Below are 26,385 nucleotides of genomic sequence, written 5' to 3' on the forward strand. Positions count from 1 at the left end.
ACTTCAACCGCAGCTGCGCGACGGAGATCTGCGCCCAGCTCTCCGGCCGGTGGATCGCCCGCAGCGCGTCCTCCAGGCCGATCAGGCCCTGCTCCTCGCGGAAGTCGGCGGGCAGCGGGTCCTCCGGCACGCCGTCCCAGACCTCCAGGAGCTGCTTCACGCAGTTCGCGATGTTCCACGTGTTGATGTGCTGCGACGCCGGGTAGACGGGCAGGAACGCCTGCAGGAACGACGACCCGTCCTGCTCCGCGGTGAGCACCTCGAACGCCGGGTGCACCAGCTGCAGGTTCTGCCGGTAGCGGCCCACCTTGCCGGCGAACAGCGCGCGCGTGCCCGGCAGGAGCTCCTGCTCGGCGACGAACGCCGGCTTGCCGAAGAACACCAGGTGCAGCTCGGAGGTGCCGTCGGTGATCACGGCCTCCGTCATCTGGCCGCGGCGCGCCTTCATCTGGCGCTTCTGGCACTTGCGGACCTCGGCCTGCACCGTGACGTGCTCGTCGATTTCCAGCGACCTGATGTCGGTCAGCTTCCCACGCTCGTCGTACCGGCGCGGGTAGTGGCGCAGCAGGTCACCGACCGTCGTGAGGCCGAGACCGGTCTCCAGTGCGTCGGCGGACTTCTTGCCGAGCAACGGCTGCAGCTTGTCGTCGAAGGAGATCATCGCGCCCTATTGAACTACTCGACACCGACAAAAATCACCGTGTCCGGCTGTCCGCCCGGATACGCCGTCACCTCGACCTCCGGATGGGTGACCCGCACGTGGTCCTCCAACACGTCGGCCAGGCCTTCGGGAGCGTCCGCGCCCAGGATCACGGTCACCAGCTCGCCGCCGCCCGCCAGCATGCGGTCGACCAGCCGGCAGGACAGGTCCATCAACGACTCCGGCGCCACGGGGCCCGGTTCGATCAGCACGACCTCGCCGTCCAGCATGCCCAGCAGGTCACCCGGCTGGCAGCGGCCCACCCACGTGAGTGCCTCGTCGGCGGCGATCGAGAGTTCGCCACGGCGCGTGGCGGCGGCGGCCTCGGCCATCGCGACAACGTCGTCACCTGCACGCCTGGAAGAGTCGTGCACCGCCAACGCCGCGAGGGCCTGCACGGGCGAGAACGTCGGCACCACCACTACGTCCTGGCCAGCGGCCTGCGCGTACGCCACGGCCTCGTCCAAAGCCTCGCGGAGGTCCGGATCACCCGGCAGCACCGCCACGTGACGCGCGCGCGTCGACACGATGGCCGACACCAGGTCCGTGGGCGTCGCCGAAGAAGAAGCGAGGTCGAACACCGTGGCACCCTCCGCGCGGAACAAGTCCACGGCACCGCTCACCACCACCACGATGGCCCGGTCACGCACGAACCGTGAAGCCTGCGCGGCGATCTGATCAGCGAACCGCGCCACGGTGATGCGATGCGGACGCCCCGCGCGCACACCCGACTCGACGGCCGCACCGATGTCGTTGCAGTGCACGTGCACGGTCCACAGCGAGACGCCGTCGCCCACCACCGACACGCAGTCGCCCAGCCCGTTCAACGTGGCACGCAGCTCGGCGACCGCCTCCTCCGAGGTGCCGTCGAGCAGGTACATGACCTCGTATTCGAACTCAGACGACCCGCTCTCGCGCTCGGTCGTCAGCGACTCCGGCGTGCGCGGCAGCAACGGCGCGTCTATCGGTGTTTCCACATTTTGGCCGGTGATGACCGCGGCCAATGTGTCCAACAACACAACGAGCCCTCGCCCGCCCGCGTCGACCACCCCGGCCCTGGCCAGCACGGCGAGCTGACGGGGCGTATCGGCCAGTGCGACGGCACCCGCGCGCGAAGCAGCCATCACCACGTCGTCCAGTTCGTCCGACTCGCAGTCACGAGCGGCCTCGGACGCCGCGTGCAGCACCGACAGGACCGTGCCGGCAACCGGCTTGGACACAGCGGCGGTGGCCAGCTCATCAGCCCGATGCAGGCCTTTGCGCAGAGACGTGCCGGTGACCAGGGAGACCTCCTGCACGGTCTCCGCCAGACCTCTGAGCACCTGGGACAGGATCACGCCCGAGTTCCCGCGCGCCCCGGCCAGCGCGCCGCGGGCGAGCGCCGACAGCGCGTCCCCCACCGTCGACATGGGCGAGCGCAGCAGCGCGTCGAGCGCCGACTGCATGGTGTGCAGCAGGTTCGTGCCTGTGTCACCATCCGGGACGGGGAAGACGTTGATCTGGTCGATCGACTCCCGATTGGCGTCCAACGACCGCACGCAGGCGTCTGCCCATCTGCGCACCGCGACCGCATCCATGACCTGCATGGCGGCGAGAGTATCCACCCGGTTTGGTCGCGGGTGAGGCCACCGGCTACCCTCATTGAGTTGCCGTGCCCGGTTGAGGCTTGTGCACGCTTGCGCGCCCACCGGGACGCGAGACTTACCGCTTGAGGAACCTGAAGGAGTGGCTGACGTGGCTGCCGTGTGCGACGTCTGTGGCAAGGGGCCGGGCTTCGGCCATTCGGTTTCGCACTCCCAGCGGAAGACGAACCGCCGCTGGAACCCGAACATCCAGTCTGTGCGCGCGAAGGTCTCGGCCTCGCAGCGCCAGCGGATCAACGTGTGCACGTCTTGCCTGAAGGCCGGCAAGGTCGTGCGCGGCTGATCACCGCCACAGATCGTTTTCAGTTCGAAGAGAGCTCGGCCACGGCCGGGCTCTTTTCGCGTTTCAGGGCACGGCGCACGAACACCAGGCAGGCGACACCGCTGAGCAACGCCCCGGTGCCGCCGAGCGCGAACACCGCCCGAGGCCCGATCACCAGCAGCAACCCGCCTGCGGCAGCCGTCCCGAGCAGGTTCGCGCCGGTCACCATCGAACCCACCGCGGCGAACGCCCGTCCGCGCATCTCCTCAGGAGTGCGCAACCGCACGATGGCGTTCATGGTCACGTTGCCGACGCCGTTCGACACGCCACCGATCAACCAGCCGACTCCCGCCGCTACGACCAGCGGGAACGTCGCCGGGATCAACACCGCGACGCCCGTGGCGACGCCGGAGATCGCGAGCCAGTAGGCGACCTCCGGCACGGTCTTCAACCGCGCCACCAGCCGGTTGCCGAGCAGGATCCCGACCATCCAGCACGCCTGCATCGCGCCCAGCACGAACTCGTCGCCGTGCAGGACGTACCGCACGAACGCGGGGTCAGCGACGTTGATCACGACGACCGCGCCGACGACCAACGCCAGCCCGATGATCGCCGCGAACAGCACGGGATCCCGCCGCACGTGCCGGATGCCCGCCAGAGCGCTGGGACGCGTCGCGTGTTCGCCTGACGGCCTGCGTTCCGACCGCACGAACACGAGCAACACGGCGTAGGCGATGAAGGTGCAGCCGTCGATGAGCAACGCGGCGGGGTGGCCGTAGATCCCGGCGAGCACCGCGCCACCGGTCAGACCCGCGATGTTGCCGACGCTGCGCGCGGTGCCGAGCCACGCATAACCCCGCGTCGCTTCTTCCTCACCCGCGATGTGCGGCACGAGAGCGGAGGTGGCGGGCACGGCGACCGCGCGGCCGCAGCCCGACACGAACACCAGCGCCACCACGAAGGCCGGCTGCCCCATCAACGGCGCGATGGCCGCGATCGCGACACCCTGAAACAGCAAGGCGGTGATCAGCAGACGGCGGTTGGGCAGCCGGTCGACGAGCGCGCCGGCCAGCGGCGCCCCCAGCACGAGCGGAAGCAGTTCGGCGACGAGGATCGCGGCGACCAGCAACGGGCTGATCGGCGTCGCCCAGAACAGCAACACGAGCAACGACAACGAGTTGCCGAATTCGGAGACGGCCGCTCCCGCGGCCGTCAGCCTCAGATCACGTCTTGCCTGGGGAACTACGGAAGCTTCCAGTCGATCGGGTCGGCGCCCTGCTTCTCCAGCAGTTCGTTGGCACGGCTGAAGGGCTTCGAACCGAAGAACCCGGCGTGCGCGGAAAGCGGCGACGGGTGCGCGGACTCGATGGCCGGCAACGGTTCCAACAACGGACGCAGGTTGCGCGCGTTGCGACCCCACAGGATCGAGACAAGAGGTGCGTCACGAGCGGCGAGCGCCTTGATCGCCTGCTCCGTCACCTTCTCCCAGCCCTTGCCCTGGTGGGAGTTCGCCTTGCCGGGCTGCACGGTCAGCGCCCTGTTGAGCAGCAGGACACCGCGCTCGGACCACGGCGTCAGGTCGCCGTTGGACGGCAACGGGTGCCCGAGGTCCTCGGCGTATTCCTTGTAGATGTTGATGAGCGACTTGGGAATGGGCCGCACGTCGGGGGCCACCGAGAACGACAGGCCGACCGCGTGGCCGGGCGTCGGGTACGGGTCCTGGCCGACGATCAGCACCTTCACCTGGTGGAACGGCTGCTGGAAAGCACGCAGCACGTTCTCGCCCGCGGGGAGGTAGGTGCGACCGGCGGCGACCTCCTCGCGCAGGAACTCACCCATGGCGGCGATCTGGTCAGCAACGGGGGCGAGAGCTTCAGCCCAACCGGCTTCGACAACTTCGTTGAGGGGACGAGCCACGGCTGTGAACCCTATCTCACTCAATCCAGCCGACGGAGCTTCTCCCGGTACAAAGCGATGTTCTGAACATATTTCTCGACGATGAAAGCCCAGGCTTGTTCCGGCACAACGTGTCCGGCACGTTCACGAGCAGGAACCCCCAGCACCATCGTGCGTTCGCGGACGTGGCCGTCGAACGAGACCACCGCGCCGGCGCCGACGATCGCGCCCTTTTCCACGATGGAACCGTTGAGCACCACCGAACCCGAGGCGATCAGGCATTCGTCGGCGACGGTCGCGCCCTCGATGTGCACGTTGTGGCCGATGACGCACGACGATCCGATGTGCACCGGGTGCACCTCGGTGCAGTGGATGACCGTGCCGTCCTGGATCGACGTGCGCTCGTCCACGACGATGCGCCCGTAGTCGCCGCGCAGCACGGCTTGCGGCCACACCGACGAGAACGCGCCGATGCGCACGTCACCGATCACCGTCGCGTCCGGGTGCACGTACGCCTCCGGGTGGATCTGCGGCGTGTAGTCCCCCAGCGCATAGATGGCCATGCGGCCGAACCTACAACGACTTCCCGAAGCAACGACTCTCCGGGTGGTCGCGGTACACGCCGAAGTTGTCGATCTGCTCGTATCCGCTGGACGTGTACAGGGCGATCGCCTCGGGCTGGCGCAACCCTGTCTCCAGCACCATCCGCCGCAGGCCAGCCTCGCTCGCGGTGAGTTCCAGGTGTGCGAGCACGAGCCGTGAAAGGCCCTTGCCGCGTGCGGAGTCGATGACGTACATCCGCTTGATCTCGGCGGCGCCGTCCAGCTCGTCGTTCACGCGCCAGCCGCCACAGGCGACGGGTGCGTCGTCCAGGTAGCCGATGACGAAGTAGCCGAGCGGCGCGGCGAACTGCGCCGGATCGACCGGCGTGACGTCGACGTCGCCGTAGCGCTCGACGTAGACCTGCTGGAGGTCGGCGATCATCTTGACCGAATCTGGATGGTCATACGCGCGCGTGCATAGTTCCACGGGAATGAATTCTACCGAATTGCGGGCCGGTGCTCCGTCCTTCGGGGGCGGGCGAGGGCCCATTCGGGAGCCCCTTTGCGGCCGACCAGTTGTCGTACTGTTGCGCATGTGAGCGATGTGGTCATGGTCCACCGGCAGTTCGGGCATCGCGCCCGGCTGGCGCTTGACACCGCCCGCAGAACGATGCTCGACGAGCAGGCTCACGCCGCGCGGGCGCTGTGGAATCTGCTGCATGACTGGTGGACGATGCAGGCCCGCGATCGCCGCACACTTGCCGCCGCCGATGCCGCGATCAGGCAGGCCCGTAAGGACATCGACTGGCTCACCGTCTTGCCCGCACAGGCAGCCCAGGCTGTGCTGAAGACTTACTTTCAGTCGTGGATGAACTGTTGGGAAGGCCGGGCAGCAGCACCGACGTTCAAGTCCCGGCTCCGCTCGTCTCTGGTCGTTGATGTTCCACAAGGCCGTGACTTGAAGGTCATCCGAGTGCATCGCCGATGGGGCATGGTCAACATTCCCAAGGCAGGCCGCGTCCGTTTCCGCTGGACACGAGAGCTGCCCGTCGGCAAGCACACAGACGACAACAACAGAGTCACCGGGGCGCGGCTGGTCAAAGACGCGCTGGGCTGGCACATCGCGTTCCGCGTCACCGCCACCACGCCCGAACCCGTAGCGCATACCGGCCCAGAGGTCGGGATCGACGTGGGTGTAACCGTGCCACTGGCGTTGTCCGACGGCAACCACCAGGACCACGGACGGCCCGCGCGGGCAGAGCACAACCGGTCCGACCGGGACAAGTGGCTCACCACGCCGGAGAAACGACGCCTCCTTCGGCTGGAACAACGGGCCGCTCACCGCAAAACCCACCGCATGCCAGGCGAACGCACCTCGAAGCGGCTACGCGTCACCTACGACCAGATCCGACGGCTTCGCGCAACAGCCACGCGCCGAGTCGTCGACTGGCAACACCACACGACCACCACCCTCGCCACCCATTACGGCACGATCGTGGTCGAACAACTCCAGATACCGAACATGGTCAAATCCGCGCGCGGCACCATCGAGCAACCCGGCACTCACGTCGCCCAGAAAAGCGGCCTGAACCGCGCCATCAGCCAGGAAGCCTGGGGGCGCACGATCACGATGCTGGCATACAAAACCGCCCGCAATGGCGGCCAGCTCATCAAAGTCCCCGCGCCCGGAACCTCACAGCGCTGCTCAGTCTGCGCGATCATCACGCCCGCAGCCGCGAAGACCAAGCCACGTTCATCTGCAAAAACCCGGACTGCGGATGGACGGGCAACGCCGACCACAACGCCGCCCGCAACATCCTGCACCTATACCGGACCGGCCATGCGCTGGTCCCGGCTGCCGGAAGGGCAGTCGTCAGGCGCGCACACCGCGTCAAGCCGCCCACCGCAAGGTAGGGCGGAATCTCCCACGTTCACGTATGGAGAGAGCTTCAAGCCCGCCAGTGCTCCCAGCCAGGAGGTTTTTCGTAGCTCCTGCCGTCGACCGTGACACCTTCGCCGGCGCGGACCGTGCCGATGGTCGTCCAGCCCGGCGGAACCGCCTTGGGGCCGGGGAACGTCGCCGCGAGGGCGTGGTCCTCGCCTCCGGTCAGCGCCCAGTGCCGCGCGTCCCCGCCGAGCGCCGACGCGACGTCGAGCAGGCGCGGGTGCAACGGCAGCAGTTCGGTGCGGATGTCGATCGCCACACCGGACGAGTCCGCGATGTGACTCAGGTCCTGCAGCAGTCCGTCCGAGACGTCGATCATCGACGTGGCGCCGGCCTCGGCGGCCCTGGGCCCCTCCTCGTACGGCGGCTCCGGGGTGCGCTGGGCGTTCACGATGCCGACCGGGGAACGGAATCCGCGGCCGAGCACGGCGAGTCCCGCGGCTGCCCAGCCGAGCCTTCCGGTGACCGCCACGACATCTCCCACGAGGGCTCCGGACCTCGTGATCGGCTCGAGTCCGTTCATGTCGCCCATGGCGGTGATCGAGATCACGAGTGTGGCGGAGCTGACCATGTCGCCTCCGACGATGCCCGCGCCCGCCTTCGCCGCCTCGTCCCACAGCCCCGCCATGATCCCCTCGACGACCGACGCGGGGGTGTCCGCAGGGCAGGCGAAACCGACGAGCAGCGCGGACGGCAGCGCTCCCATCGCGACGACGTCGGCGAGGTTCACGGCAGCCGCTTTTCGGCCCACCTGCTCGGGACTGGACCAGTCGAGTCTGAAGTGGACACCCTCGACGAGCAGGTCCATCGAGGCCACCACCCGTCCGTCCGGGACGGCGACGACGGCCGCGTCGTCACCCGGACCGAGGATGGTCGTCTCCGGCTGCGCCCGACCGGTCGTCACCCGGTGGATGAGATTGAACTCACCCACATCGGCGACCGTCTCCGCGTCGCGCGGCGGCTCCGGACGCAAAGTTGCCTCCCAATCTGAGCATTCGGAACCCCAACTGGGGTACGTTGCGTGACACGTTCCTACCTCGACCCAACCTGTCGCGACGAAGGGGCACGCCGTGGTGCATGCATACATCCTCATCCAGACCGAGGTCGGCAAGGCCGCCGCAGTCGCCTCCGAGATCTCCGGGATCGCCGGGGTAGCCACCGCAGAGGACGTCACCGGTCCTTACGACGTCATCGTGCGCGCCGAAGCGGAGACCGTCGACCAGCTCGGCCAGCTCGTGGTCGCGCGCATCCAGAACGTCGAAGGCATCACGCGGACACTGACCTGCCCGGTGGTTCATCTCTGACCCGTGTTGTCATAACCGGGTGACTCAGCAGGAATCCACGTCGGCGCTGTCCCGGCCGCTGCTCGCGGCGGTCGGGCTCGCTGTGTTGCTCGCCATCGGTGTCGCCGGCCTCGGTCTAGTGCTGGGCACGGGAAACCAGACGCCTGACGTGCCCGGTCGCACGGGTCCCCTCGCACTGGTCTCGATCGACGCTCCATCCGCCGGCAGTCCGGAGTGCGCTTCGCTGGTCGAGAAGCTGCCGGTGGGGCTGCCGTCTGGCAAGGACATGCTGTCGCGCCGGGAGATCGCCACGCCCGCTCCACCCGCCACGGTGGCGTGGGGTGACGCCAAACACGATCCGGTGGTCCTGCGCTGCGGTCTGCCGAGGCCCAACGAGCTGTCGGCGACCTCGCAGCTGCGGGTGATCTCCGACGTGCAGTGGCTCGAGCTGCCCGGCTCGGACAGCTCGACCTGGGTGATCGTGGACCGCGGCGTGTACGTGGCGCTGACGGTGCCCGCCGGCGCGGGCACCGGACCGTTGCAGGACATCTCCACGACCGTGCGTGACCTCCTGCCCAAGCAACCGGTCAAGACCGCGCCCTAACGCAGGCCTGAGCCGCGTGCGATCGCCGTCTCGATCAGCGTGGTCAGCAGCGTCGTGAAGTCGATGCCCGTCGCGTCCCACGCCTTGGGGTACATGGAGATCGGCGTGAAGCCGGGCATGGTGTTGAGCTCGTTGACGATCAGCTCGTTCTGCTCGGTGAGGAAGAAGTCCACCCTGGACAGACCCTGGCAGTCGAGCGCCCTGAACGCGGTCACGGCCAGCTCGCGCAGCTGCGCGGTGGTGTCGTCGTCGAGCTTCGCGGGGATGTCGGCCTCGTAGGAGTCGTTGACGTACTTGGCCTCGAAGTCGTACCAGTCGGCGCCGTCGCCGACCGGGCGCAGTTCGGCGGGCAGCGAGGCCTCGACGCGGCCGTCCGGGAACTCCAGCACCGCGAGCTCGATCTCGCGGGGGTTCACCACGGCGGCCTCGATGATGACCTTGGGGTCGTGCTGGCGCGCCTCGAAGATCGCGGCGTCGAGGTCGTCCCAGTCGCTCACCTTGGAGATGCCGACGGACGACCCCGCGCGTGACGGCTTCACGAACACCGGCAGGCCGAGGTACTCGCGCTCGTCCAGCGTCAGCGTCGTGGCGGCGCGGTCGAGGGCGACGAACTTGCCGACGTTGATGCCCTCGGCCTGGAGGATCTTCTTGGCGAAGACCTTGTCCATGACGGCGGCGCTCGCGAACACACCGGGCCCGACGTAAGGAAGGCCACCGAGTTCGAGCAGGCCCTGGATCGTGCCGTCCTCACCCCACGCGCCGTGCAGCAACGGGAAGACGACGTCGACGTCCTTCAGCGCGTGGCCGGGCTCGATCGCGACGACGGTCTGGTTGCGCAGCGTCGGGAGGTTGCCGGCGCCCGGCTCCAGCGCGCTCGGGTCCGTGCCGAGTGCCCACTGACCCTGCGGCGTGATGCCGATCGGCACCACCTCGAACCGGTCCGCGTCCAGGTGCGGCAGGACGCTCTTGGCGGACTGGCAGGAGACCTCGTGCTCGGAGCTGCGGCCACCGAAGACCACGGCCACCCTTGTCTTGCGCTGCGTCATGCGGGCGACCCTACCCGTTTGGGCGATTGTGCCTACCCGCCAGTTAGCCTCGCCGCGTGCTGCAGATCAAACCGCTCGACCTCGACGACGACGCCGAACTCCACGCCTACGCCGACGTGCGGATCGCGGCCGATCCGGGGTCGAGCAGGGAGCGGATCATCGCGTCACTGAGGGAGACGAACCCTGACTTCGGTGAGGTGGTCCGCCTGATCGCCCGCCGCGACGGCGAAGGCGTCGGCATCACCTCCGTGGGTCTGCTCGGTGGTGTGAACGCACGGCTGGCGATCGGCCCGATCACGGTGCACCCGGATCACCGCAGGCAGAGCATCGGCACCGCACTGCTGGAGCGGTTGCTGCCGGAGTTGCGCGATCGTGGCCGGGACACGTTCGAGAGCTGGGGCGTGATCAGGGGCAGCGCGGGCCAGCACTGGGCGGTGGCGAGCGGATTCGGCGTGGCGGCGTCCAGGGTGATCCAGCTGCTGACGGTCGACGACGCCGATCCGGTTTCCTGGGAGCTGGACGCACCGCGCGGATATCGGCTGGAGCAGTGGATCGGTGCGACGCCGGAGCATCTGCTGACGTCGGTGGCCGCGACCCGGCAGTCGATCCGCGACGCGCCGGCCACGGGATCCGCGGTGCGGGCACCGGAGTGGACGCCGGAGGTGGTGCGAGCCGGGGAGGCCGAGGCTCGCGCCGACGGTGTCGAGCAACGCGTCGTCGTCGCGGTCGAGGAAGCCACCGGTCTCGTGGTCGCCCTGACCGACGTTCCGCTGCACCCAGGCGACTCGACGAACACACGCTGGGGAAGCACGATGGTTACCCCCACCCATCGCGGCCATGGGCCCATCGCCGCGCGACCGGATGTTGAGCCGAGCCATCAAGGCCCACATGCTGCGGTGGCTGGTCGCGGACCGGCCCGCGCTCGAACGCATCGACACCGGGACGGACGCGTCGAACTCCCACATGATCAGGGTGAACGAGCAGCTGGGCTTCGTCACGGACCGCGAAGTGGTCGTGGTCAGCCGGTCCTTCTGAGCAACTCCGTCAGCACCGGCAGAGCGCTCACCAACTGCTCCCGCGAGCACGCGCTGTACCCGATGACGAGCCCCTGCAGCTTGGGCCGGTTCACGTAGTGCCGGGCCAGGCCGTCCACCCGCAGCCCGCGTTCGAGCGCCTGCCTCATCAGTTCGCGCTCCTGCTCGGCGCTGGGCAGCAGCACCACCACGTGCGCGCCCGCGTCGTCGCCGAGCACCTCGATGCCGGCGTCGGCGAACGTGTCGATGATGAGTGCGCGCCGTTCGGACAGCTCTCGCCGGAGCTTGCGCAGGTGCCGGCCGAGGTCGCCCATGCGTGCCAGTTCCACGACGACCCGCTGGCCCGCCGCCGCCGGGCTGGTGCCGGTCAGGTCGCGGTGTTCGAGGACGGTCGTGGCGATGTGCTCGGGGGCGACCATCCAGCCGGCGCCCAGGGTCGGCGTGAGGATCTTGCTCGTGGTGCCGAGGTGGACCACGACGTCGGGGGCCAGCGCGGCCAGTGACGGCAGCGGCGCCACGTCGTACCTGAGTTCGCCGTCGTAGTCGTCCTCGATGACGAGCCAGCCGTCGCGCCGGGCCCGTTCCACCAGCGCGACCCGCCGTGCCGCCGACATGCGGCCGCCCAGCGGGTACTGGTGGGCGGGCGAGCAGTAGACGGCCTTCACGCCCGCCGGTACGGCCTCCGGGAGCAGGCCCTCGGCGTCGACCGCGGCCTGGACGACCTTCAGGCCGTTGGCGCGGAAGACGCCCACCGCCCGTTGGTAGCCGGGTTCCTCGACGGCCACCGCGTCGCCGCGCTTCAGCACCGCGACGGCGATCTCGGTCAGCACGGCGGTGGTGCCGCCGGTGGCCAGGACGGGGTCGGCGTTGACTGCGAGGCCGCGGTGGCGCAGCAGGTGTTCGGCGATGGCCTCGCGGTATTCGGGCAGGCCTGCGCGTTCGGGACGGGACAGCGGGGGCGCGTCCGCCGCGGCACGCCAGGCCCGGCGCCAGGCCGCGCGGTCGAGGCCACCGGCCCAGGGCGCGCCGGTGCCGAGGTCCACGAAATCGGTGATGACGGGCGCGACGGGTTTGCGCGAACGTTTGCGCAGCGGGCCGGGCGGCGTCGTGGTGACGTAGGTGCCGGAGCCGTGCCGACCGGCGATCCAGCCCTCCGCGTGCAACTGTTCGTAGGCGGCGGCGGTGACCGTGCGGGACACTCCGAGGGAGTCGGCCAACGCGCGCGTGGACGGCAACCGGTCACCCGCGCGCAGACGCCCCTCCGACGCGGCGGAACGCAGTGCGTCGGCGAGCTGGACGGCGAGCGGTTCGGCGGACTCGCGGTCCAGCGCGACGGGAAGCGCGGTCTCTGCCAAAGTGGCCTTCTCAAATCGATGGAAAATGGCGCTTCAAATAATGCCACTTCCGCCAGCACAGTGGAACCATGACCACTGACGTGCAGCTCTCCCCCACCCCGCGCAGCACCGTCGTCCGCGGCAAGAAGCGAGCCGTCGAAGACCGTCAGGTGCTCTACGACATCCTCGACGCGGGCCTCGTGTGCCACCTCGCCGTGGAGGTCGACGGAGCGCCGTTCCTCATCCCCACCGCGTACGGACGGGACGGCAACCGCATCTTCCTGCACGGCTCGACGGGCTCACGGTCCATCAGGAGCATGCTGGAAGGCAAGCAGGTTTGCGTCGCGGTCACGCTCGTCGACGGCGTCGTCTACTCGCGGTCGGTGTTCCACCACTCGATGAACTACCGGTCCGCGATCATCCACGGCACCGCGAAGATCGCCGAGGACACCGCGCACGCCCTGCGCACGATCGTCGAGCACGTCACGCCGGGTAGCTGGGACTACGCGCGCGAACCGTCCAAGAAGGAGCTCGCGCAGACGGCCGCGCTGGAGATCGACCTGACCGAGGCGAGCGTGAAGGTGCGCGAGGGCGGGCCGGGCGAAGAGCCGTCGGACCTCGAAGCGAACCTCGTGTGGGCCGGGCACATGCCGATCATCACGACGTGGGGCGCGCCCGTGCCGCACGAGACGGACAAGGCCATCCCGCCGCACGTCAGCGCACGGGGCCGTTGACCGGGTCGTAGCGGTACGAGTTCATGGCGCGTGTGCCGTGGCGGTAGACGTGGATCGACACGGCCGGATCCACGCCGTCGTTGCGCACCCGGTGCACGTAACCGGGCCCCCACACACGCGACTGACCAGCGTGAAGTGAGTGCACGACCTGGATCTTCGTGGTGACGACCTCGGTCAGCAGGCCGCTGACGACGGTGAACGCACCCGAGGTGTGGTCGTGGTCGTGCAGCGACGCGGTTTGACCGGGGAGCCAGCTCATCAGCCAGATCTCCTGGTCGTCGGTCTTGTCGACCAACGCCGAGAAGCGCTCCTCCGGGTCGTACCGGAGCAGGTGCTTCCAGCGGTCGCGGTCGGCAGCCCACGACAGAGCCACTCGAACGGGGTGCAGCAACGAGGAGTTCTCAGACAGCACGACGCTGTTCTCAGGAACGGCGAACATCGGAGAAAAGGTCCTAACCAGGCGAATGCGCGAAAAGAGGACGCGGGACTATCGCCGGGTACAACAGCAACATGTGTTGAAGGACATGGAGCAGAGGGTCCCGGAACCGGGATCCTCCGTCAATCCAGTCCCAAAGCGTGGGACACGTCCGCGACCAGGTCGCGAGTGTCCTCACAGCCGGCCGAGAAGCGCACCAGGCCTTCCGGCACCGGGTCGCCGAACTGCGCACGCCGGTCGGCCGTCGAGTGCAGGCCGCCGAACGACGTCGCCGCCGACACCAGCTTCGAGCGTTCCAGGAACCGGTTCACCGCTTCGACCGACTCGAGCTCGAACGTCAGCACGCCGTTGAAGCGCCGCATCTGCTGTGCCGCCACGAGGAACGCGGGGTCGTCCGACGCTCCCGGCCACCGCAGGTTCGCCACGCGGCCCTTCAGCAACGCGTGGATCGCGGCGGCGTTCTCCGCCTGCCGCGCGAGCCGCAGGTCCAGGGTTCCGAGGCCACGCAACGCGAGCCACGTCTCGAACGGCCCGGGAATCGCGCCGTTCAACGTCCGCGCGTCGCGGATGCGAGCCGCCAACTCGGCGCTCGCCAGCGTCACGTGTCCGAAAAGGACATCGCTGTGGCCCGCGACCGCCTTGGTGTCCGAGGCGACCACGATGTCCGCGCCCAGCTCCAGCGGCCGCTGCCCGAGCGGCGTCGCGGTCGTGTTGTCCACGGCCAGCAACGCGCCCGCGGCGTGCGCCTGATCCGCCAGCGCCGCGATGTCGCAGACGTCCAGACCGGGGTTCGACGGCGTCTCCAGCAGCACCAGCCGCACGCCCTCGAACGACGGATATGGCCCGGCCGTGGGCACCTCGACCACGTTCACGTCCATTTCGGACACGAACTTCCTGGTCAGGAAGTAGCCGTCCGACGGGACCACCAGGGTGTCCCCGGTGGACAGAACCGTCCGCAGCAACGTCGAGACCGCCGCCATCCCGGACGGGAAGACGACGCACTCGCCACCTTCGAGCGAGCCCAGCGCCGTTTCGAGAGCACGCCACGTCGGGTTGCCCGCGCGGCCGTAGTAGTCCTGGCCGCCCAGGTGGTACGCCGACGCGAACACCGGCTGCGCGCCGAACGGTTCGCCCGGCTCACCTGAAACCGCGTGCACGACCCGCGTGCCGTCACCGAGTTCGGGGGTCACTGGCGCTCGTGCTTCCTGTTGCGGCCCAGCAGCGCGGCACCGAGGTCGCGCACGCTCAGCCCGTCGTGGCAGACCTGGTGGATGCCTTCGGTGATCGGCATGTCGACGCCGTGCGCGTTGGCGAGCTCGCGGATCGACGAGCAGGACTTCACGCCCTCGGCGACCTGCCCGTGCGCGGCTTCCTGCGCCTGCGCGAGGGTCTCGCCACGCCCGAGCCGTTCGCCGAAGGACCGGTTGCGCGACAACGGCGACGCGCACGTCGCCACCAGGTCGCCCAGTCCGGCGAGGCCCGCGAACGTCAGCGGGTCGGCGCCCAGCGCCGCGCCCAGCCGTGCCGTCTCGGCCAGGCCTCGGGTGATGATCGACGCCATCGTGTTGTCGCCGTAGCCCATGCCCGCCGCCATGCCGCACGCCAGCGCGATGACGTTCTTGCACGCCCCGCCCAGCTCGCAGCCGACCACGTCGGTGTTGGTGTACGGGCGGAAGTACGAGTTCGAGCACGCGTGCTGCAGGTCGACCGCCCGGTCGTGGTCCGTGCACGCGATGACGGTCGCGGTCGGCTGCTCGACGGCGATCTCCTTGGCCAGGTTCGGCCCGGACACCACGGCCACCTGCGACTCGTCGACGCAGGCGACCTCGCGGATCACCTCGCTCATCCGCTTCAGCGTGCCGAGCTCGACGCCCTTGGACAGCGACACCAGCGTCGCATCCGGCGGCAGCAGGTCCTTCCACCCCGACAGGTTCACCCGCAACGTCTGCGACGGCACGGCCAGCACCACCGCGTCCGCCCCGTCCAGCGCCTTCGCCGGGTCGGAGGTGGCCGTGAGGTTGGCCGGCAGCGAGATGCCGGGCAGGTAGCCGGAGTTCACGCGGGTCTCGGTGATCTCGGAAGCGACCTCCTGACGCCGCGCCCACAGCACGACCTCGGGACCGGAGTCCGCGATGACCTTCGCGAAGGCCGTGCCCCACGAACCGGAGCCGAGCACCGCAACTCGTTCGATCGCCATGGTGTTCAGGCCTTCCTCGGTCCGTAGAAGCCTTCGGGCGCCTGTTCCCGGCGCACCTCGGCCAGGTGTTCCTTGACGGCGCCCATCAGCAGGTCCGTGACCTCGCGCAGCAACGGCAGCGTCTCCTCCTTGCCGCGGTACGCGGAGAGGTCGACCGGTTCACCGACGAAATGCGTGATCGTCTTGCGCGGGAACGGCCGGAACTTCTTCTGGTAGTGGTTGTAGAGGTCGAGCGTGCCCCAGCGGGCGACGGGGATGACCGGGCCGTCGTGCTGCAGCGCCAGCCGGGCCACGCCGGTGCGCGAGTTCGCGGGCCAGCCGTCGGGGTCCCTGGTGATCGTGCCCTCCGGGTAGATCACCACGATCTGACCGGCTTCCAACGCCTCGTGCGCCGCGCGCAGGCTCTGCTGCGCGTCCGAGGTGCCCCGGTAGACCGGGATCTGCTTCGCGCCTTTCAGGATCGCGCCCATGATCGGCACGTTCCACAGGCTGTGCTTCCCGAGGAAGCGCGGCACCCGGTAGTTCTTGTGCACGAACATGGCGTCGTAGCACGGGTCGAGGTGCGAGATGTGGTTCATGACGAGCAGTGCGGCGCCTTCGCGCGGGATGCGCTCCCCGTGCACCATCCGGTGCCGGCCCAGCACGAACGACATCGGGTAGACGATCGCCGCGGCGACCCCGACCCAGAAGCCGCCCTTCTCCCTTTTGGCCACGAGGCCTCTCCTAACCTGCTAGATCTGCGCCCGAGAGCACACTAGCCCGTCGACCACAATCCTCATCGCTCGCTTTCGGCGCCCAGCAGGGCGCCTCGCGGCACCGACCCCCGCCCCCCATATGTCCGATATGAGGGGCGGGGGTCGGCACCACGATGCACCCGTCTGAACGGCGAAATCGAACGACGAGGGTTAGTGGTCGACGGGCAGGCCCGCGAATCGTGGACTATGGCGAGGTGCGGGATGAAGTTGACCTCGTGGTTCCGGTGAAGACGCTGGACCGGGCCAAGACCAGGCTGACCAGCGCGACCGGCGGAGATCCGGTGTCACACGCGGCGCTGGCGCTCGCGCTCGCCCTCGACACGGTGAGCGCGGCCGTGGCCACGCCAGGTGTCCGGCGCGTGGTCACCATCACATCGGATCCGGCGGTCGCAGCCGAAATGGCCGCACTCGGTGTCGAGTCACTGCCGGAGCCGCCACAGCCTGGCCTCAACCAGGCGTTGGAGCACGGCGCGCGCACGCTCCGGTCGTCCCGCATCGGCGCGCTCCAGGCCGACCTGCCGGCACTCAGGCCCGACGAACTCCAGGCCGCGCTCGAAGCGGCTCGCGGCCGCCGCGCGTTCGTCCCCGACCGCCAGGGCACCGGCACGACGCTGCTCCTCGCCGCGCCCGGCGGGGAACTCGACCCGCGGTTCGGCGTCGGGTCGGCCGGACTCCACCGGCTTTCCGGTGCGGTCGCGCTGATCGGGGCGTGGCCGTCGCTGCGCTGTGACGTGGACACGGAAGAAGACCTGCGGCTCGCGCTCGCGCTGGGTCTCGGCACGCGCACCGCGAACGCCTTGCCCGCCAGGACAACCTGAACACTCGCCACACGTCTTCCGGGTCACTGGGGTGATCACGATTTGGGAGACTGATGCGAGCGCTCATCGCGCTGGCGGGTGTCACGGCCGTCGCGGGCTGTGTGGCCGCCTATCCGATCGACCGGCCGTCCGACTACACGGCGGAGAGCAAGCTCAGCACCTGCCGGGTGGACCTGCCCCAGAGCTGGAAGGACCTCCTGTCGCGCGACAGGACGGAGGCGGGCCCGCACGAGAAGGTCATCGTCGTCGCGGCGAACGAGGACGCCGGCACGACACTCGTGAAGACCACGCGCAACAGGACGACCGAGCTCGTGTTGCACGACCACGGCAAGCGCCAGCAGGTGATGGCGGTGCAGGACGACGGGCAGCTCTTCGGCGTCGAGTTCGACGGCCGCTGGGTGACGTTCTCCACGACACCGAACCCGGCCGACCACACCACGACGACCTACGCGTGGGACTCGCGTAACGACGGCGCGCCCGCGCGGATCGGCGACGACGGTGCCGTGGTGCACAACGGCAAAGCCGCCTGGTCCGACAGTTCGGGCGTGCACATCTACGACCTGGCGAAGAAGAAGGACAGGGTCGTCGGCCCCGGCAAGGAGCCGGCTTTCCTCGGTGACGCGGTCATCTGGCTGCAGGACGGGAAGTTCCGTGCCGAGGGAGCGTTGCCCGAGCAGCTGAAGAACGCGGAACCCGGTGACAGCGTGGCATCCGACGGCCGCACGGTGGTGTGGACGCGGGACGAGAAGCTGATCGGCTGGCGCGAGGGCTGGGCGCAACCGCGGGAGCTGGCCGGGATCAGGCCGGTGCCGAGAACGGAAGGCATCGTGTTCCCGCGGGTGAGCGGCGACTTCGTGTCGTGGCAGTCGGAGTCGTCGTACGTCACGGACATCCGCAGCGGCGCGACCCTGCACACGACCGAAGGCGGCTACTGGCTCGAAGTCCACGGCGGAGCGCTCACGCAACAAGGATGGCGCGTCGCGGCCGCCGCTCCGTTGGCGAAGCTCTCACCGCTCTCCCGCTGCTGACCGGGGATCCTCTTGAGTCCGTGACGAACAACACGAAAATGTTAGTTCGAGCAACTCAACGGGGAACCCCGGCACCTTTACATCCGTATCCCCCTGTGCCGACGACGCTTCCCCCGGTGTCGTCATCCCCGACGCGTTGCCCTGAGGTGTTTCCTGCATGAGTTCACTGACGCACGCCGACTACCTGGCGTTGCGCCGCTTTCCCGCTCTGGACGGCCTGCGTGCCATTGCCGCGGTTCTGGTCGTCTTCTTCCACTACGGCGGACCGGATCGGCTCCAGGGCTGGGCCGGGGTCCAGATGTTCTTCGTCCTCAGCGGATTCCTGATCACCACGCTGATGCTGCGCGAGGAGCAGCGGACCGGCCGGATCTCGCTCGGTGAGTTCTACCTGCGGCGGGGTTTCCGGATTCTCCCCGTCTACCTCGTGATCCTGCTCGTGACGGTCGTGGCGTCCGCGCTGGCGGGCACGTTCCTGAGCAACGGCATCGGCTCCGCGCTGCCGTACTTCCTTTCGTTCACCAACGAGTTCGCCGGCGCCAGCCCGTACGGGCAGTCGTGGTCGCTGGGCATCGAGCAGAAGTTCTACCTGGTCTGGCCGCTGGTGGCGATCGCGCTGGGCACCGTCGTGCTGCGCCGCCGCGCCGGTGCCGCCGCCCTCGGCATGCTGCTCGCACTCGTGGTCGTGAACTTCACCGCGTCGCACAGCAATCCCGGCTGGCCGTTGCACTACTTCTCGATCCTGACGGGCGTGCTGCTCGCGATCGCCTTGCACAGCCCGCGCGGATTCGCCGTGTTGCGCCCGCTCACGAGCCGCGTCGCGCAGGTCATCGTCGCGATCGGATTCGTCGCGGTGCACCTGAGCGTGAAGCCGATCGCCGGATTCCTCGACGGCATCAACGGAATCCCTGGTCACGTGCTGGTCATTCCGGTGTACGCGCTCGCGACGGCCGTGCTGCTGACCGCGATGATCGCGCCCGGACCGGCCACGACGTTCCTGTCCGTGAAGCCGATGCAGTTCGTCGGCGAGCGGTCGTACTCGCTCTACCTGGTGCAGACGATCGCCGCGACCGTCATCGCGTTCTTCTGGCCCGCTCTGTCCGGTCTCGGGCAGGCCGTCGTGGTCACGGCACTGGGTCTGGCGCTGGCGAGTGTTCTCTACGTGACCGTGGAGATCCCGATGATCAACCTCGGCCGGCGTGTGATCACCCGCCAGCGCGCGAAGGCCGCTGTCAGGGCCGGGGTGTCTCAGCAGGGTGCGCCGCAGGCTCCCGCACCGCAGTCCGCCGAGTCGTCGCGGTTGGCGACCATCGGGCAGGCCCAGCCGTAGAACGGGTTCGGGGCGAGCGGCACGGGTTCCCTGTCGCTCTCCCTGGCCAGTTCCCTGGCATGGTGTGCGGTCAGCGTCACGGGAGTGCCGCTCGCCTGCGCCTCGTAAGCGCCCTTCTCCAGTTGCAGGATCTCGACGCCGCGCGAGATGTCCGCCACGAACACGGTGCCGCGGTGCCAGTACGGCGCCCAGGACGTCGCGGTGTCCGGTCGCCAGTACCCGATCTGGATCGGCCTGGCCGGGTTGGAGATGTCCAGGAACCGGGTGCCCTGGTTGTACCAGGAGTAGGCCACGATCCTCTTCTGCACGTCGAAGTAGTGCGCGGAGCACGTGACGTTGCCGGGGATCGTGCCCTCCTGGTCGTCCGGGCTCCAGATGCCGACGGTCTTCATCTCCTTGGGCGTCTCGCCCCAGCCCTCACCGTTGTGCGTGCCCTGCAGCGAGGAGATGACGAACCGGCCCTCGGTCTTGCAGGTGGGCGAACCGAACGCCTCCTCGGTGTGCAGCAGCAGTGAGCCCGGCGGGTTCTCACGCGTGGGCAACGGGCCGTCGAGGAGCGTGCGGCCGATCGGGCGGAACGAGTTGTGCGTGAACGAGGTCGGCATGTCCGCCTTCGGCACGGCGCCGCCCGCGTACGGAACGGGATCCCACGCCTTCGCCTCGCGGTACTTGCCGGTCAACGGGTCGCGGTGCCGGCCCTGCGTGTAGTAGCCGCGGGTGCCGTCGTCGCCCGCCACCCACGCGATGCCCTGGGCGTCGACCTGGACATCGTGCGTGATCTTCCCTTCGCCGGCCTTGCCGCGGACGTCGACGGAGACCGGAAGTTCTTTCGGAGTCTTCGGATCGCGGATGTCCGTGACGAAGATCCGGCCGGTCCTGGCGTCCGACCGGTCGAGTCCTGCCGTCCAGAGGAACTGGCAGTCGTTGATGCAGGTGCTGGTGTGACCGGTGTTCTGCCGGTGAAAGCTGAGGATTTTGAGGTCGGCGGGGTCCACAGCGGACACGATGTAGTTGCCGGTCGGGCGGTCGCCGGGCAGCGCGCGGCCGAACGAGTTGACCTCACGCGCCAGGAACGCGAGCTTGCGCTTGGGGTCGACGTTGATGTCCTCGTTCTCCCAGAAGCGCTTCGTCGGGTCGTCGCCCGGTAGCGCCATCTCCTCCTTCGTGAGGTGGTCGAGGAGCTTGGGCTTGTCGAGGTCGGTGACGTCGAACGTCTTGAGCCCGGTCTCCATGCTCACGAACGCCACGTCGCGCTTGCCGTACTGGGCGAACGCGATCGAGATGGCCCGTTCGGTACCGGGAAGTGAGGCTTTCAGGCGGACGTTCTTGGCCGCCGCCTGCAGTCGTGGTTTGTCCACCTTCGGCGTCCTGGGTTCGGCGGAAGCCGCCGAAGCCAGGCCTGCCGTGGTGAAGGCCAACAGGGTCGCCGCGGTGATCTTGGCAATAACCTTCATGGATCGACCCTGGCAGCGCGCCGAACGAGACGTGTAGGTACGAACGTCTGGTGCTGTGCCCGCCAACCCTCGCCGTCCGCATTCGACGTCCAGACGGGTGCATCGCGCCCTGCTGGGCGCCGGGTGCGGCCGGTGAGGATTGCGGGCACAGCACTAGGGTTCTGGTCCGTGCAGGCGACCGTGTCTACGTTTAACAGTGACGGCTCTGCCGTCGTCCTGCGAGATGACGGCGTTCTCGTCGACGTGAGTGCCGAAGCCGTCACGGCGGGTGGCTGGCGGATGCTGCGTCCGGGGCAACGGGTGACCCTCGAACGTAGCCCCGACGGGACCGTCACCGCTCTTCGCATGCCTGTTCTGTGACGAGGAGTTCACCAGACGGACGTTCTGGTTAGGGGCGCTCACGGCGATAGTGCGCCACAATGCGTGACGTGAGCAAGGACGACAACGACGGTAAGGCGACACCCTCCCGACGCCGCACGGCCCGTGCGAAAGAGGAAGCGGCGACCCCGCGCAAGCAGCCTCGTGCGGCGACCCGGCGAGTTTCGACGACCCGGGCGAAGGTCGAACGCGGTCCCACCGCCGCCGCCCCGTTGCGCGGCGTGCCTTCCGCACCGCCCGCGGTGACGTCCAGCGCGGTACCGACCGATCTCCCGGACGACCGGTACTTCAACCGTGAACTGTCCTGGTTGGACTTCAACGCCCGCGTGCTCGCACTGGCCGAGGACTCCTCGCAGCCGTTGCTGGAGCGCGCGAAGTTCCTCGCGATCTTCGCCTCGAACCTGGACGAGTTCTACATGGTCCGGGTCGCGGGCCTGAAGCGGCGCGCGGAGACCGGTCTTTCGGTGCGCAGCGCGGACGGGCTCACGCCGCAAGAGCAGCTCGTGTCGATCTCCAAGCGCACCCAGGAACTCGTGGAGCAGCACGCCCGCACGTTCCTCGACCACATCCGGCCGGGCCTGGAAGAGCACCGGATCAGCATCGTGACGTGGGGCGACCTCACGGACTACGACCGGTTGAGGCTCTCCAACTACTTCAGCGCCCAGGTGTTCCCGGTCCTGACGCCGCTCGCGGTCGACCCGGCGCACCCGTTCCCCTACATCTCGGGGCTGTCGCTGAACCTCGCCGTGACCGTGCGGGATCCCGAGGGCGGCGGCGAGCGGTTCGCCCGCGTGAAGGTGCCGGACAACGTGCCGCGCCTCGTCCGGGTGGAAGGGGACCGGTCGTCCTCTTCCGCGACCTTCCTGCCGCTGGAGGAACTCATCGCCGCGCACCTGGGCGAGCTGTTCACCGGCATGGAGGTCATCGAGTGCCACGCGTTCCGGGTGACGCGCAACGCGGACCTCGAGGTCGAGGAGGACCGCGACGAGGACCTGTTGCAGGCGCTGGAACGCGAGCTCGCGCGGCGCCGGTTCGGTCCGCCGGTGCGCCTGGAGGTGGCCGACGACATGACCGAGCACATGCTCGAACTGTTGTTGCGGGAGATGGAGGTCGACCCGCACGACGTCGTGACCGTGCCCGGCCTGCTCGACCTGTCGTGCCTGTGGCTGCTCTACGGCATCGACCGCAAGACGTTGAAGGACCCGGCGTTCGTGCCGGCGACGCACCCGGCGTTCGGTGAGCGCGAGACGCCGAAGAGCGTTTTCGCGACGCTGCGCGAGGGTGACGTCCTCGTGCACCACCCGTACGACTCGTTCTCCACGTCCGTGCAGCGCTTCATCGAGCAGGCGGCGGCCGACCCGCACGTGCTCGCCATCAAGCAGACGCTGTACCGCACCTCCGGCGACTCGCCCATCGTGGACGCGCTGATCGACGCGGCCGAGGCGGGCAAGCAGGTCGTGGCGCTGGTGGAGCTGAAGGCTCGTTTCGACGAGCAGGCGAACATCAAGTGGGCGCGGGCGCTGGAAAAGGCGGGCGTGCACGTCGTCTACGGCCTGGTGGGCCTGAAGACGCACTGCAAGACGTCGCTCGTGGTGCGCCAGGAAGGCTCGACGATCCGCCGCTACTGCCACATCGGCACCGGCAACTACAACCCGAAGACCGCGCGGCTGTACGAGGACGTCGGCATCCTGACCGCCGAGCCGACGATCGGCGCGGACCTCACCGACCTCTTCAACGTGCTGACCGGCTACGCGCGCCAGGACGAGTACCGCTCGCTGCTCGTCGCGCCCTACGGCGTCCGCAAGGGCATCGTCGACCGGATCAACCTGGAGATCGAAGGCGCGCAGGCCGGTGAGCCCTCGGGTGTGCGCATCAAGGTGAACTCGCTCGTGGACGAGCAGGTCATCGACGCGCTGTACCGGGCGTCGCAGGCCGGCGTGCCCGTCGACGTGGTGGTGCGCGGCATCTGCGGCCTGAAGCCGGGCATCAAGGGACTGTCGGAGAACATCCGGGTGCGGTCGATCCTGGGCCGGTTCCTGGAGCACTCGCGGGTCTTCCACTTCGTCGCCTGCGACGAGTACTGGATCGGCAGCGCGGACATGATGCACCGCAACCTGGACCGCCGCGTCGAGGTGGCCCTGCGCGTCGCCGACCCGCGCCTGACCAAGCAGCTGGGCGACATGTTCGAGTCCGCGCTCGACCCGCACACGCGCTGCTGGGTTCTGTGCCCTGACGGAGAATGGGAGGCCTCGCCTTCGGACGGCTCGTCCGTGCGGGACCACCAGATGGAACTGCTGCACAGGCACGGAGCTCTTGGGTGATCAAAGCTGCTGGGGCGGTGCTCTGGCGCGAGGCCGACGGCGACGTCGAAGTCGCGGTGGTGCACCGCCAGCGTTATGACGACTGGTCCCTGCCGAAAGGCAAACTCGACCACGGAGAGACGATTCCGGCCTGCGCGGTGCGCGAGGTGGAAGAGGAGACGGGCTTCTCCTGTGTCCTCGGCCGGCATCTCCGGCAGGTGTCGTATTCGGTGAAAAGCGTGCCTAAAACGGTCGACTACTACGCCGCTCAGGCCGTTTCCGGTTCGTTCGTCCCCAACGAAGAGGTCGATCTGCTGCGGTGGCTGCCGATCGCCGAGGCGTCGGAACTGCTGACCTACGAACCGGACCGGGAGGTGCTGGCCGAGTTCTCCCGCCTGCCCGCGGACCTGCTGGTCGTTCTGCTGGTGCGGCACGCGAAGGCCGGGAAGCGGTCCGAGTGGAATGACGACGACGACCTCCGCCCGCTCTCAGGCGCGGGCTGGCGCCAGGCCGCGGCGCTGCGAGCCTTGTTGCCCCTGTGGTCACCGGTGCGCGTCCACACGGCGCCCAGAACGCGTTGCGTGGACACCGTACGAGGCGTGGCCGAGGACCTGGACGTGGAGATGGTCGAGGAGCCGCGCCTGGCGGAGGAGGGCTACTGGCCCGACCCGGACGCCGGTCTCGTGCGGCTGCTGGAGGTCGCCGCGCTGGAGGGCCGTGCCGTCCTCTCCTCGCAGGGCGGCGTGATCCCGTCCGTCGTACAGTCGCTGGCCGAAATGGGCGGGCTGCGGCTCGACGAGATCCCGTGCAAGAAGGGCAGCACGTGGGTGCTCACCTTCACCAGGCCGTTCGGCACGTGGTCCACTTCGGACTCGCCTTCGCACTGGCCAACCCTGGTGTCGGCGCACTACCTGGCCTCTGCGCTGGCACGACCCTAGGTTTCTGCCGCTGCTCCGCAGACGGCGGCGAGTTCGCCGGGAAGTCGGTCGCGAACTCGCGGATTCGATGCGAGGCCAGGAACTCCAGTTCCCCCAATACAAATAACGCTTTCACGCCTGTGAGCGCTCCTGGCACGAGCGAATCCCGCAAAACACGATAGCCCTGGTGTGCGCACACCAGGGCCATGCCGCAACAACACGAAGGCCCCGGTGTGCGCACACCAGGGCCTTCCGCGTTGTTGCTGAAGTGACGCAGCCTCCCTCAGGAGGCCCGTCTCACTTCTTCTTGGCAGCCGTCTTGCGAGCAGCCGGCTTCGCAGCCGCGGTCTTCGCGGCGGGCTTGGCAGCGGCGGTCGTCTTGGCAGCAGCCGGCTTGGCAGCGGCCGTGGCGCGCTTGGCCGGAGCCTTGGCAGCGGCCGTCTTGGTCGCGGCCTTGGTGGCGGTCGCCTTCGCAGGCGCCTTGGCAGCAGCGGGCTTCGCCGCGGCCGTGGTGGTGCGACGGGTCGCGGGCGCCTTGGTGGCGGCCGCGGCCGTGCGGGTGCGCGTCGTGGTCGTCGCGCGGGTCGTCGCGGCCTTGGTCGCCGGAGCCTTGGTAGCCGCGGGCTTCGCGGCAGCAGCGGCGGCGGGCTTGGCGGCGGCCTTGGCAGCAACGGCCTTCGGCAGCTTCTTCGCACCGCTGATGACGTCCTTGAACGTCGAGCCGGGGCGGAACGCGGGCACGTTGGTCTTCTTGACCTTCACGGTCTCGCCCGTACGCGGGTTGCGCGCGGTGCGAGCCGCACGGGCGCGCTTCTCGAAGACGCCGAAGCCCGTGATGTTGACCTTCTCGCCCTTGTTGACGCTACGGACGATCACGTCCACGAGGCCGTCAACAGCAGCACCGGCGGTCTTCTTGTCTCCAAGGCGCTCGGCGAGCGCCTCGATGAGCTGGGCCTTATTCACCGTCAGTCCCTCCCAGGACGCTCACGGCCCTAAGAGACGGGCCGACTAGAACGCAACGGTAGGCCCAAATCGCGAGAAATACCAATCGCCACGCCAGATTTTTCGTTGTGGCGTGGCTAATTGCGCCCCTTCGAGGGACAGGAGGCGCCGGATTCGCCCCTCTGAAGGGGAGAATCCGGCCCCCTCTCAGACCGCCGGAAGCGGATCCGTTGTGGGCAGCCAAGTCTGGCGATTGCCCTCGAATGCGCTGATCTCGGGCTCGTGGCGCAGCGTCAAAGCGATGTCGTCGAGGCCTTCGAGAAGGCGCCAGCGGGTGTAGTCGTCGATCTCGAACGGGGCTACCAAGTCCTTGGCGCGAACGGTCTTGTCGGTGAGGTCCACCGTGACCGGCGTGCCGGGTTCGGACTCCAGCACCTTCCACAGCAGCTCGACATCGGACTGGCTGCACTGCGCCGCCACGAGGCCCTGCTTGCCGGAGTTGCCCCGGAAGATGTCCGCGAACCGGGACGAGACGACGACGCGGAAGCCGTAGTCCATCAACGCCCAGACGGCGTGTTCCCGAGAGGACCCGGTGCCGAAGTCAGGGCCCGCAACGAGGACGCTGCCCGCCTTGAAGGGCTCCTGGTTGAGGATGAAGTGCTCGTCACCGCGCCAGGCGGCGAAGAGCCCGTCCTCGAACCCGGTGCGGGTCACGCGCTTGAGGTAGACGGCCGGGATGATCTGGTCGGTGTCCACGTTGGACCTGCGCAGCGGCACACCGACGCCCGTGTGGGTGGTGAAGGCATCCAT

General features: G+C 68.7%; 26 protein-coding genes and 1 pseudogene. 11 read left to right on the forward strand and 16 right to left on the reverse strand.

From position 1 onward, the window contains the following. Positions 1–163: 163 nt before the first annotated feature. Both IG04_RS48285 and IG04_RS0128005 read right to left on the reverse strand, forming a co-directional pair. Positions 164–661: pseudogene (locus tag IG04_RS48285) on the reverse strand (OB-fold nucleic acid binding domain-containing protein); the annotation flags it as partial. Between the two features lie 14 nt (positions 662–675). Beyond that, on the reverse strand, positions 676–2,286 hold the full coding sequence (locus IG04_RS0128005; RefSeq protein ID WP_030479724.1) for a DAK2 domain-containing protein: 1,611 nt from the start codon (positions 2,284–2,286) through the stop codon (positions 676–678). A 148-nt stretch (positions 2,287–2,434) separates the two neighbouring features. Here IG04_RS0128005 and rpmB point away from each other — a divergent pair, with 148 nt between their 5' ends. Continuing rightward, positions 2,435–2,626 carry a 50S ribosomal protein L28 gene (gene rpmB / locus IG04_RS0128010; protein WP_030467945.1) on the forward strand — a complete coding sequence of 64 codons (192 nt, stop codon included), beginning with the start codon at positions 2,435–2,437 and terminating at the stop codon, positions 2,624–2,626. 19 nt (positions 2,627–2,645) lie between these two features. On the opposite strand, the gene IG04_RS0128015 is transcribed toward rpmB, so the two are convergent. The 4 genes from IG04_RS0128015 to IG04_RS0128030 are packed head-to-tail and all read right to left on the reverse strand — an operon-like array spanning position 2,646 to position 5,485. Further along, positions 2,646–3,863 (reverse strand): MFS transporter, encoded by a 1,218-nt coding sequence (locus tag IG04_RS0128015; protein ID WP_338043592.1) that lies wholly within the window; start codon positions 3,861–3,863, stop codon positions 2,646–2,648. Then, the gene (locus IG04_RS0128020) at positions 3,848–4,522 is read right to left on the reverse strand and encodes a uracil-DNA glycosylase (protein ID WP_030479726.1); all 675 of its coding nucleotides are present in this window, start codon (positions 4,520–4,522) and stop codon (positions 3,848–3,850) included. The genes IG04_RS0128015 and IG04_RS0128020 overlap by 16 nt, the downstream gene beginning before the upstream one ends. A 20-nt stretch (positions 4,523–4,542) precedes the next feature. Next, entirely contained in the window at positions 4,543–5,064 is a 522-nt protein-coding gene (locus IG04_RS0128025) for a gamma carbonic anhydrase family protein (RefSeq protein ID WP_030479727.1), read from the reverse strand. Positions 5,065–5,074: 10 nt separating this feature from the next. Continuing rightward, on the reverse strand, positions 5,075–5,485 hold the full coding sequence (locus IG04_RS0128030) for a GNAT family N-acetyltransferase (RefSeq protein ID WP_051770815.1): 411 nt from the start codon (positions 5,483–5,485) through the stop codon (positions 5,075–5,077). Positions 5,486–5,638: 153 nt separating this feature from the next. On the opposite strand from IG04_RS0128030, the gene IG04_RS45585 reads away from it, so the two are divergent. Continuing rightward, entirely contained in the window at positions 5,639–7,051 is a 1,413-nt protein-coding gene (locus tag IG04_RS45585) for an RNA-guided endonuclease InsQ/TnpB family protein (protein WP_211257828.1), read from the forward strand. On the opposite strand, the gene IG04_RS0128040 is transcribed toward IG04_RS45585, so the two are convergent. Further along, positions 6,993–7,961, reverse strand: a complete 969-nt coding sequence (locus IG04_RS0128040) for a thiamine-phosphate kinase (RefSeq protein WP_030479730.1) — start codon at positions 7,959–7,961, stop codon at positions 6,993–6,995. The two genes, IG04_RS45585 and IG04_RS0128040, sit on opposite strands and share 59 nt — an antisense overlap. Positions 7,962–8,058: 97 nt before the next feature. Here IG04_RS0128040 and IG04_RS0128045 point away from each other — a divergent pair, with 97 nt between their 5' ends. After that, positions 8,059–8,292 carry an Lrp/AsnC ligand binding domain-containing protein gene (locus IG04_RS0128045; RefSeq protein WP_030467939.1) on the forward strand — a complete coding sequence of 78 codons (234 nt, stop codon included), beginning with the start codon at positions 8,059–8,061 and terminating at the stop codon, positions 8,290–8,292. Between the two features lie 19 nt (positions 8,293–8,311). Next, complete coding sequence (locus IG04_RS0128050) at positions 8,312–8,875, forward strand: DUF3515 domain-containing protein (protein ID WP_030479731.1); 564 nt, start codon at positions 8,312–8,314, stop codon at positions 8,873–8,875. Here the strand turns inward: IG04_RS0128050 and IG04_RS0128055 are convergent. Next, complete coding sequence (locus IG04_RS0128055) at positions 8,872–9,921, reverse strand: D-alanine--D-alanine ligase family protein (RefSeq protein WP_030479732.1); 1,050 nt, start codon at positions 9,919–9,921, stop codon at positions 8,872–8,874. The genes IG04_RS0128050 and IG04_RS0128055 overlap by 4 nt on opposite strands. A 56-nt stretch (positions 9,922–9,977) precedes the next feature. Between IG04_RS0128055 and IG04_RS45590 the strand changes: the two genes are divergently transcribed. After that, on the forward strand, positions 9,978–11,054 hold the full coding sequence (locus IG04_RS45590; protein WP_030479733.1) for a GNAT family N-acetyltransferase: 1,077 nt from the start codon (positions 9,978–9,980) through the stop codon (positions 11,052–11,054). On the opposite strand, the gene pdxR is transcribed toward IG04_RS45590, so the two are convergent. Then, positions 10,940–12,310 (reverse strand): MocR-like pyridoxine biosynthesis transcription factor PdxR, encoded by a 1,371-nt coding sequence (gene pdxR, locus IG04_RS0128065; protein ID WP_030479734.1) that lies wholly within the window; start codon positions 12,308–12,310, stop codon positions 10,940–10,942. The two genes, IG04_RS45590 and pdxR, sit on opposite strands and share 115 nt — an antisense overlap. Positions 12,311–12,378: 68 nt before the next feature. Here pdxR and IG04_RS0128070 point away from each other — a divergent pair, with 68 nt between their 5' ends. Further along, the gene (locus tag IG04_RS0128070; protein ID WP_030479735.1) at positions 12,379–13,023 is read left to right on the forward strand and encodes a pyridoxamine 5'-phosphate oxidase family protein; all 645 of its coding nucleotides are present in this window, start codon (positions 12,379–12,381) and stop codon (positions 13,021–13,023) included. Here IG04_RS0128070 and IG04_RS0128075 read toward each other — a convergent pair. From IG04_RS0128075 to IG04_RS0128090, 4 genes are all read right to left on the reverse strand, one after another. Then, positions 13,004–13,462 (reverse strand): cysteine dioxygenase, encoded by a 459-nt coding sequence (locus IG04_RS0128075; RefSeq protein WP_030479736.1) that lies wholly within the window; start codon positions 13,460–13,462, stop codon positions 13,004–13,006. The genes IG04_RS0128070 and IG04_RS0128075 overlap by 20 nt on opposite strands. 119 nt (positions 13,463–13,581) lie before the next feature. Further along, the gene (locus IG04_RS0128080; RefSeq protein ID WP_030479737.1) at positions 13,582–14,649 is read right to left on the reverse strand and encodes a cystathionine gamma-lyase; all 1,068 of its coding nucleotides are present in this window, start codon (positions 14,647–14,649) and stop codon (positions 13,582–13,584) included. Further along, complete coding sequence (locus tag IG04_RS0128085; RefSeq protein WP_030479738.1) at positions 14,646–15,656, reverse strand: NAD(P)H-dependent glycerol-3-phosphate dehydrogenase; 1,011 nt, start codon at positions 15,654–15,656, stop codon at positions 14,646–14,648. The genes IG04_RS0128080 and IG04_RS0128085 overlap by 4 nt, the downstream gene beginning before the upstream one ends. 5 nt (positions 15,657–15,661) lie before the next feature. Next, a complete protein-coding gene (locus IG04_RS0128090) occupies positions 15,662–16,369 on the reverse strand; it encodes a lysophospholipid acyltransferase family protein (protein WP_030479739.1) in 708 nt (235 codons plus the stop codon). 236 nt (positions 16,370–16,605) lie between these two features. Between IG04_RS0128090 and cofC the strand changes: the two genes are divergently transcribed. From cofC to IG04_RS0128105, 3 genes are all read left to right on the forward strand, one after another. Then, positions 16,606–17,229 (forward strand): 2-phospho-L-lactate guanylyltransferase, encoded by a 624-nt coding sequence (gene cofC / locus IG04_RS0128095; protein ID WP_030479740.1) that lies wholly within the window; start codon positions 16,606–16,608, stop codon positions 17,227–17,229. Positions 17,230–17,282: 53 nt separating this feature from the next. Then, on the forward strand, positions 17,283–18,257 hold the full coding sequence (locus IG04_RS0128100; RefSeq protein WP_030479741.1) for a hypothetical protein: 975 nt from the start codon (positions 17,283–17,285) through the stop codon (positions 18,255–18,257). Positions 18,258–18,414: 157 nt separating this feature from the next. Further along, positions 18,415–19,584 carry an acyltransferase family protein gene (locus IG04_RS0128105; protein WP_063758327.1) on the forward strand — a complete coding sequence of 390 codons (1,170 nt, stop codon included), beginning with the start codon at positions 18,415–18,417 and terminating at the stop codon, positions 19,582–19,584. Here the strand turns inward: IG04_RS0128105 and IG04_RS0128110 are convergent. After that, positions 19,503–21,038: an LVIVD repeat-containing protein gene (locus IG04_RS0128110; RefSeq protein WP_051770819.1), complete on the reverse strand. Its 1,536-nt coding sequence runs from the start codon at positions 21,036–21,038 to the stop codon at positions 19,503–19,505. The genes IG04_RS0128105 and IG04_RS0128110 overlap by 82 nt on opposite strands. Before the next feature lie 419 nt (positions 21,039–21,457). Here IG04_RS0128110 and IG04_RS0128120 point away from each other — a divergent pair, with 419 nt between their 5' ends. Then, positions 21,458–23,737 (forward strand): RNA degradosome polyphosphate kinase, encoded by a 2,280-nt coding sequence (locus IG04_RS0128120; protein ID WP_030479745.1) that lies wholly within the window; start codon positions 21,458–21,460, stop codon positions 23,735–23,737. Further along, positions 23,737–24,654 (forward strand): NUDIX hydrolase, encoded by a 918-nt coding sequence (locus tag IG04_RS0128125; protein ID WP_030479746.1) that lies wholly within the window; start codon positions 23,737–23,739, stop codon positions 24,652–24,654. Before IG04_RS0128120 ends, IG04_RS0128125 begins: the two co-directional genes overlap by 1 nt. 276 nt (positions 24,655–24,930) lie before the next feature. Here the strand turns inward: IG04_RS0128125 and IG04_RS0128130 are convergent, their stop codons facing one another. Together IG04_RS0128130 and leuD are read right to left on the reverse strand one after the other, a co-directional pair. Continuing rightward, the gene (locus tag IG04_RS0128130; RefSeq protein WP_030479747.1) at positions 24,931–25,596 is read right to left on the reverse strand and encodes an HU family DNA-binding protein; all 666 of its coding nucleotides are present in this window, start codon (positions 25,594–25,596) and stop codon (positions 24,931–24,933) included. Positions 25,597–25,782: 186 nt separating this feature from the next. After that, positions 25,783–26,385: a 3-isopropylmalate dehydratase small subunit gene (gene leuD, locus IG04_RS0128135; protein WP_030479748.1), complete on the reverse strand. Its 603-nt coding sequence runs from the start codon at positions 26,383–26,385 to the stop codon at positions 25,783–25,785.

Source organism: Lentzea albidocapillata (genome assembly GCF_000719115.1).
GTDB lineage: Bacteria > Actinomycetota > Actinomycetes > Mycobacteriales > Pseudonocardiaceae > Lentzea > Lentzea albidocapillata.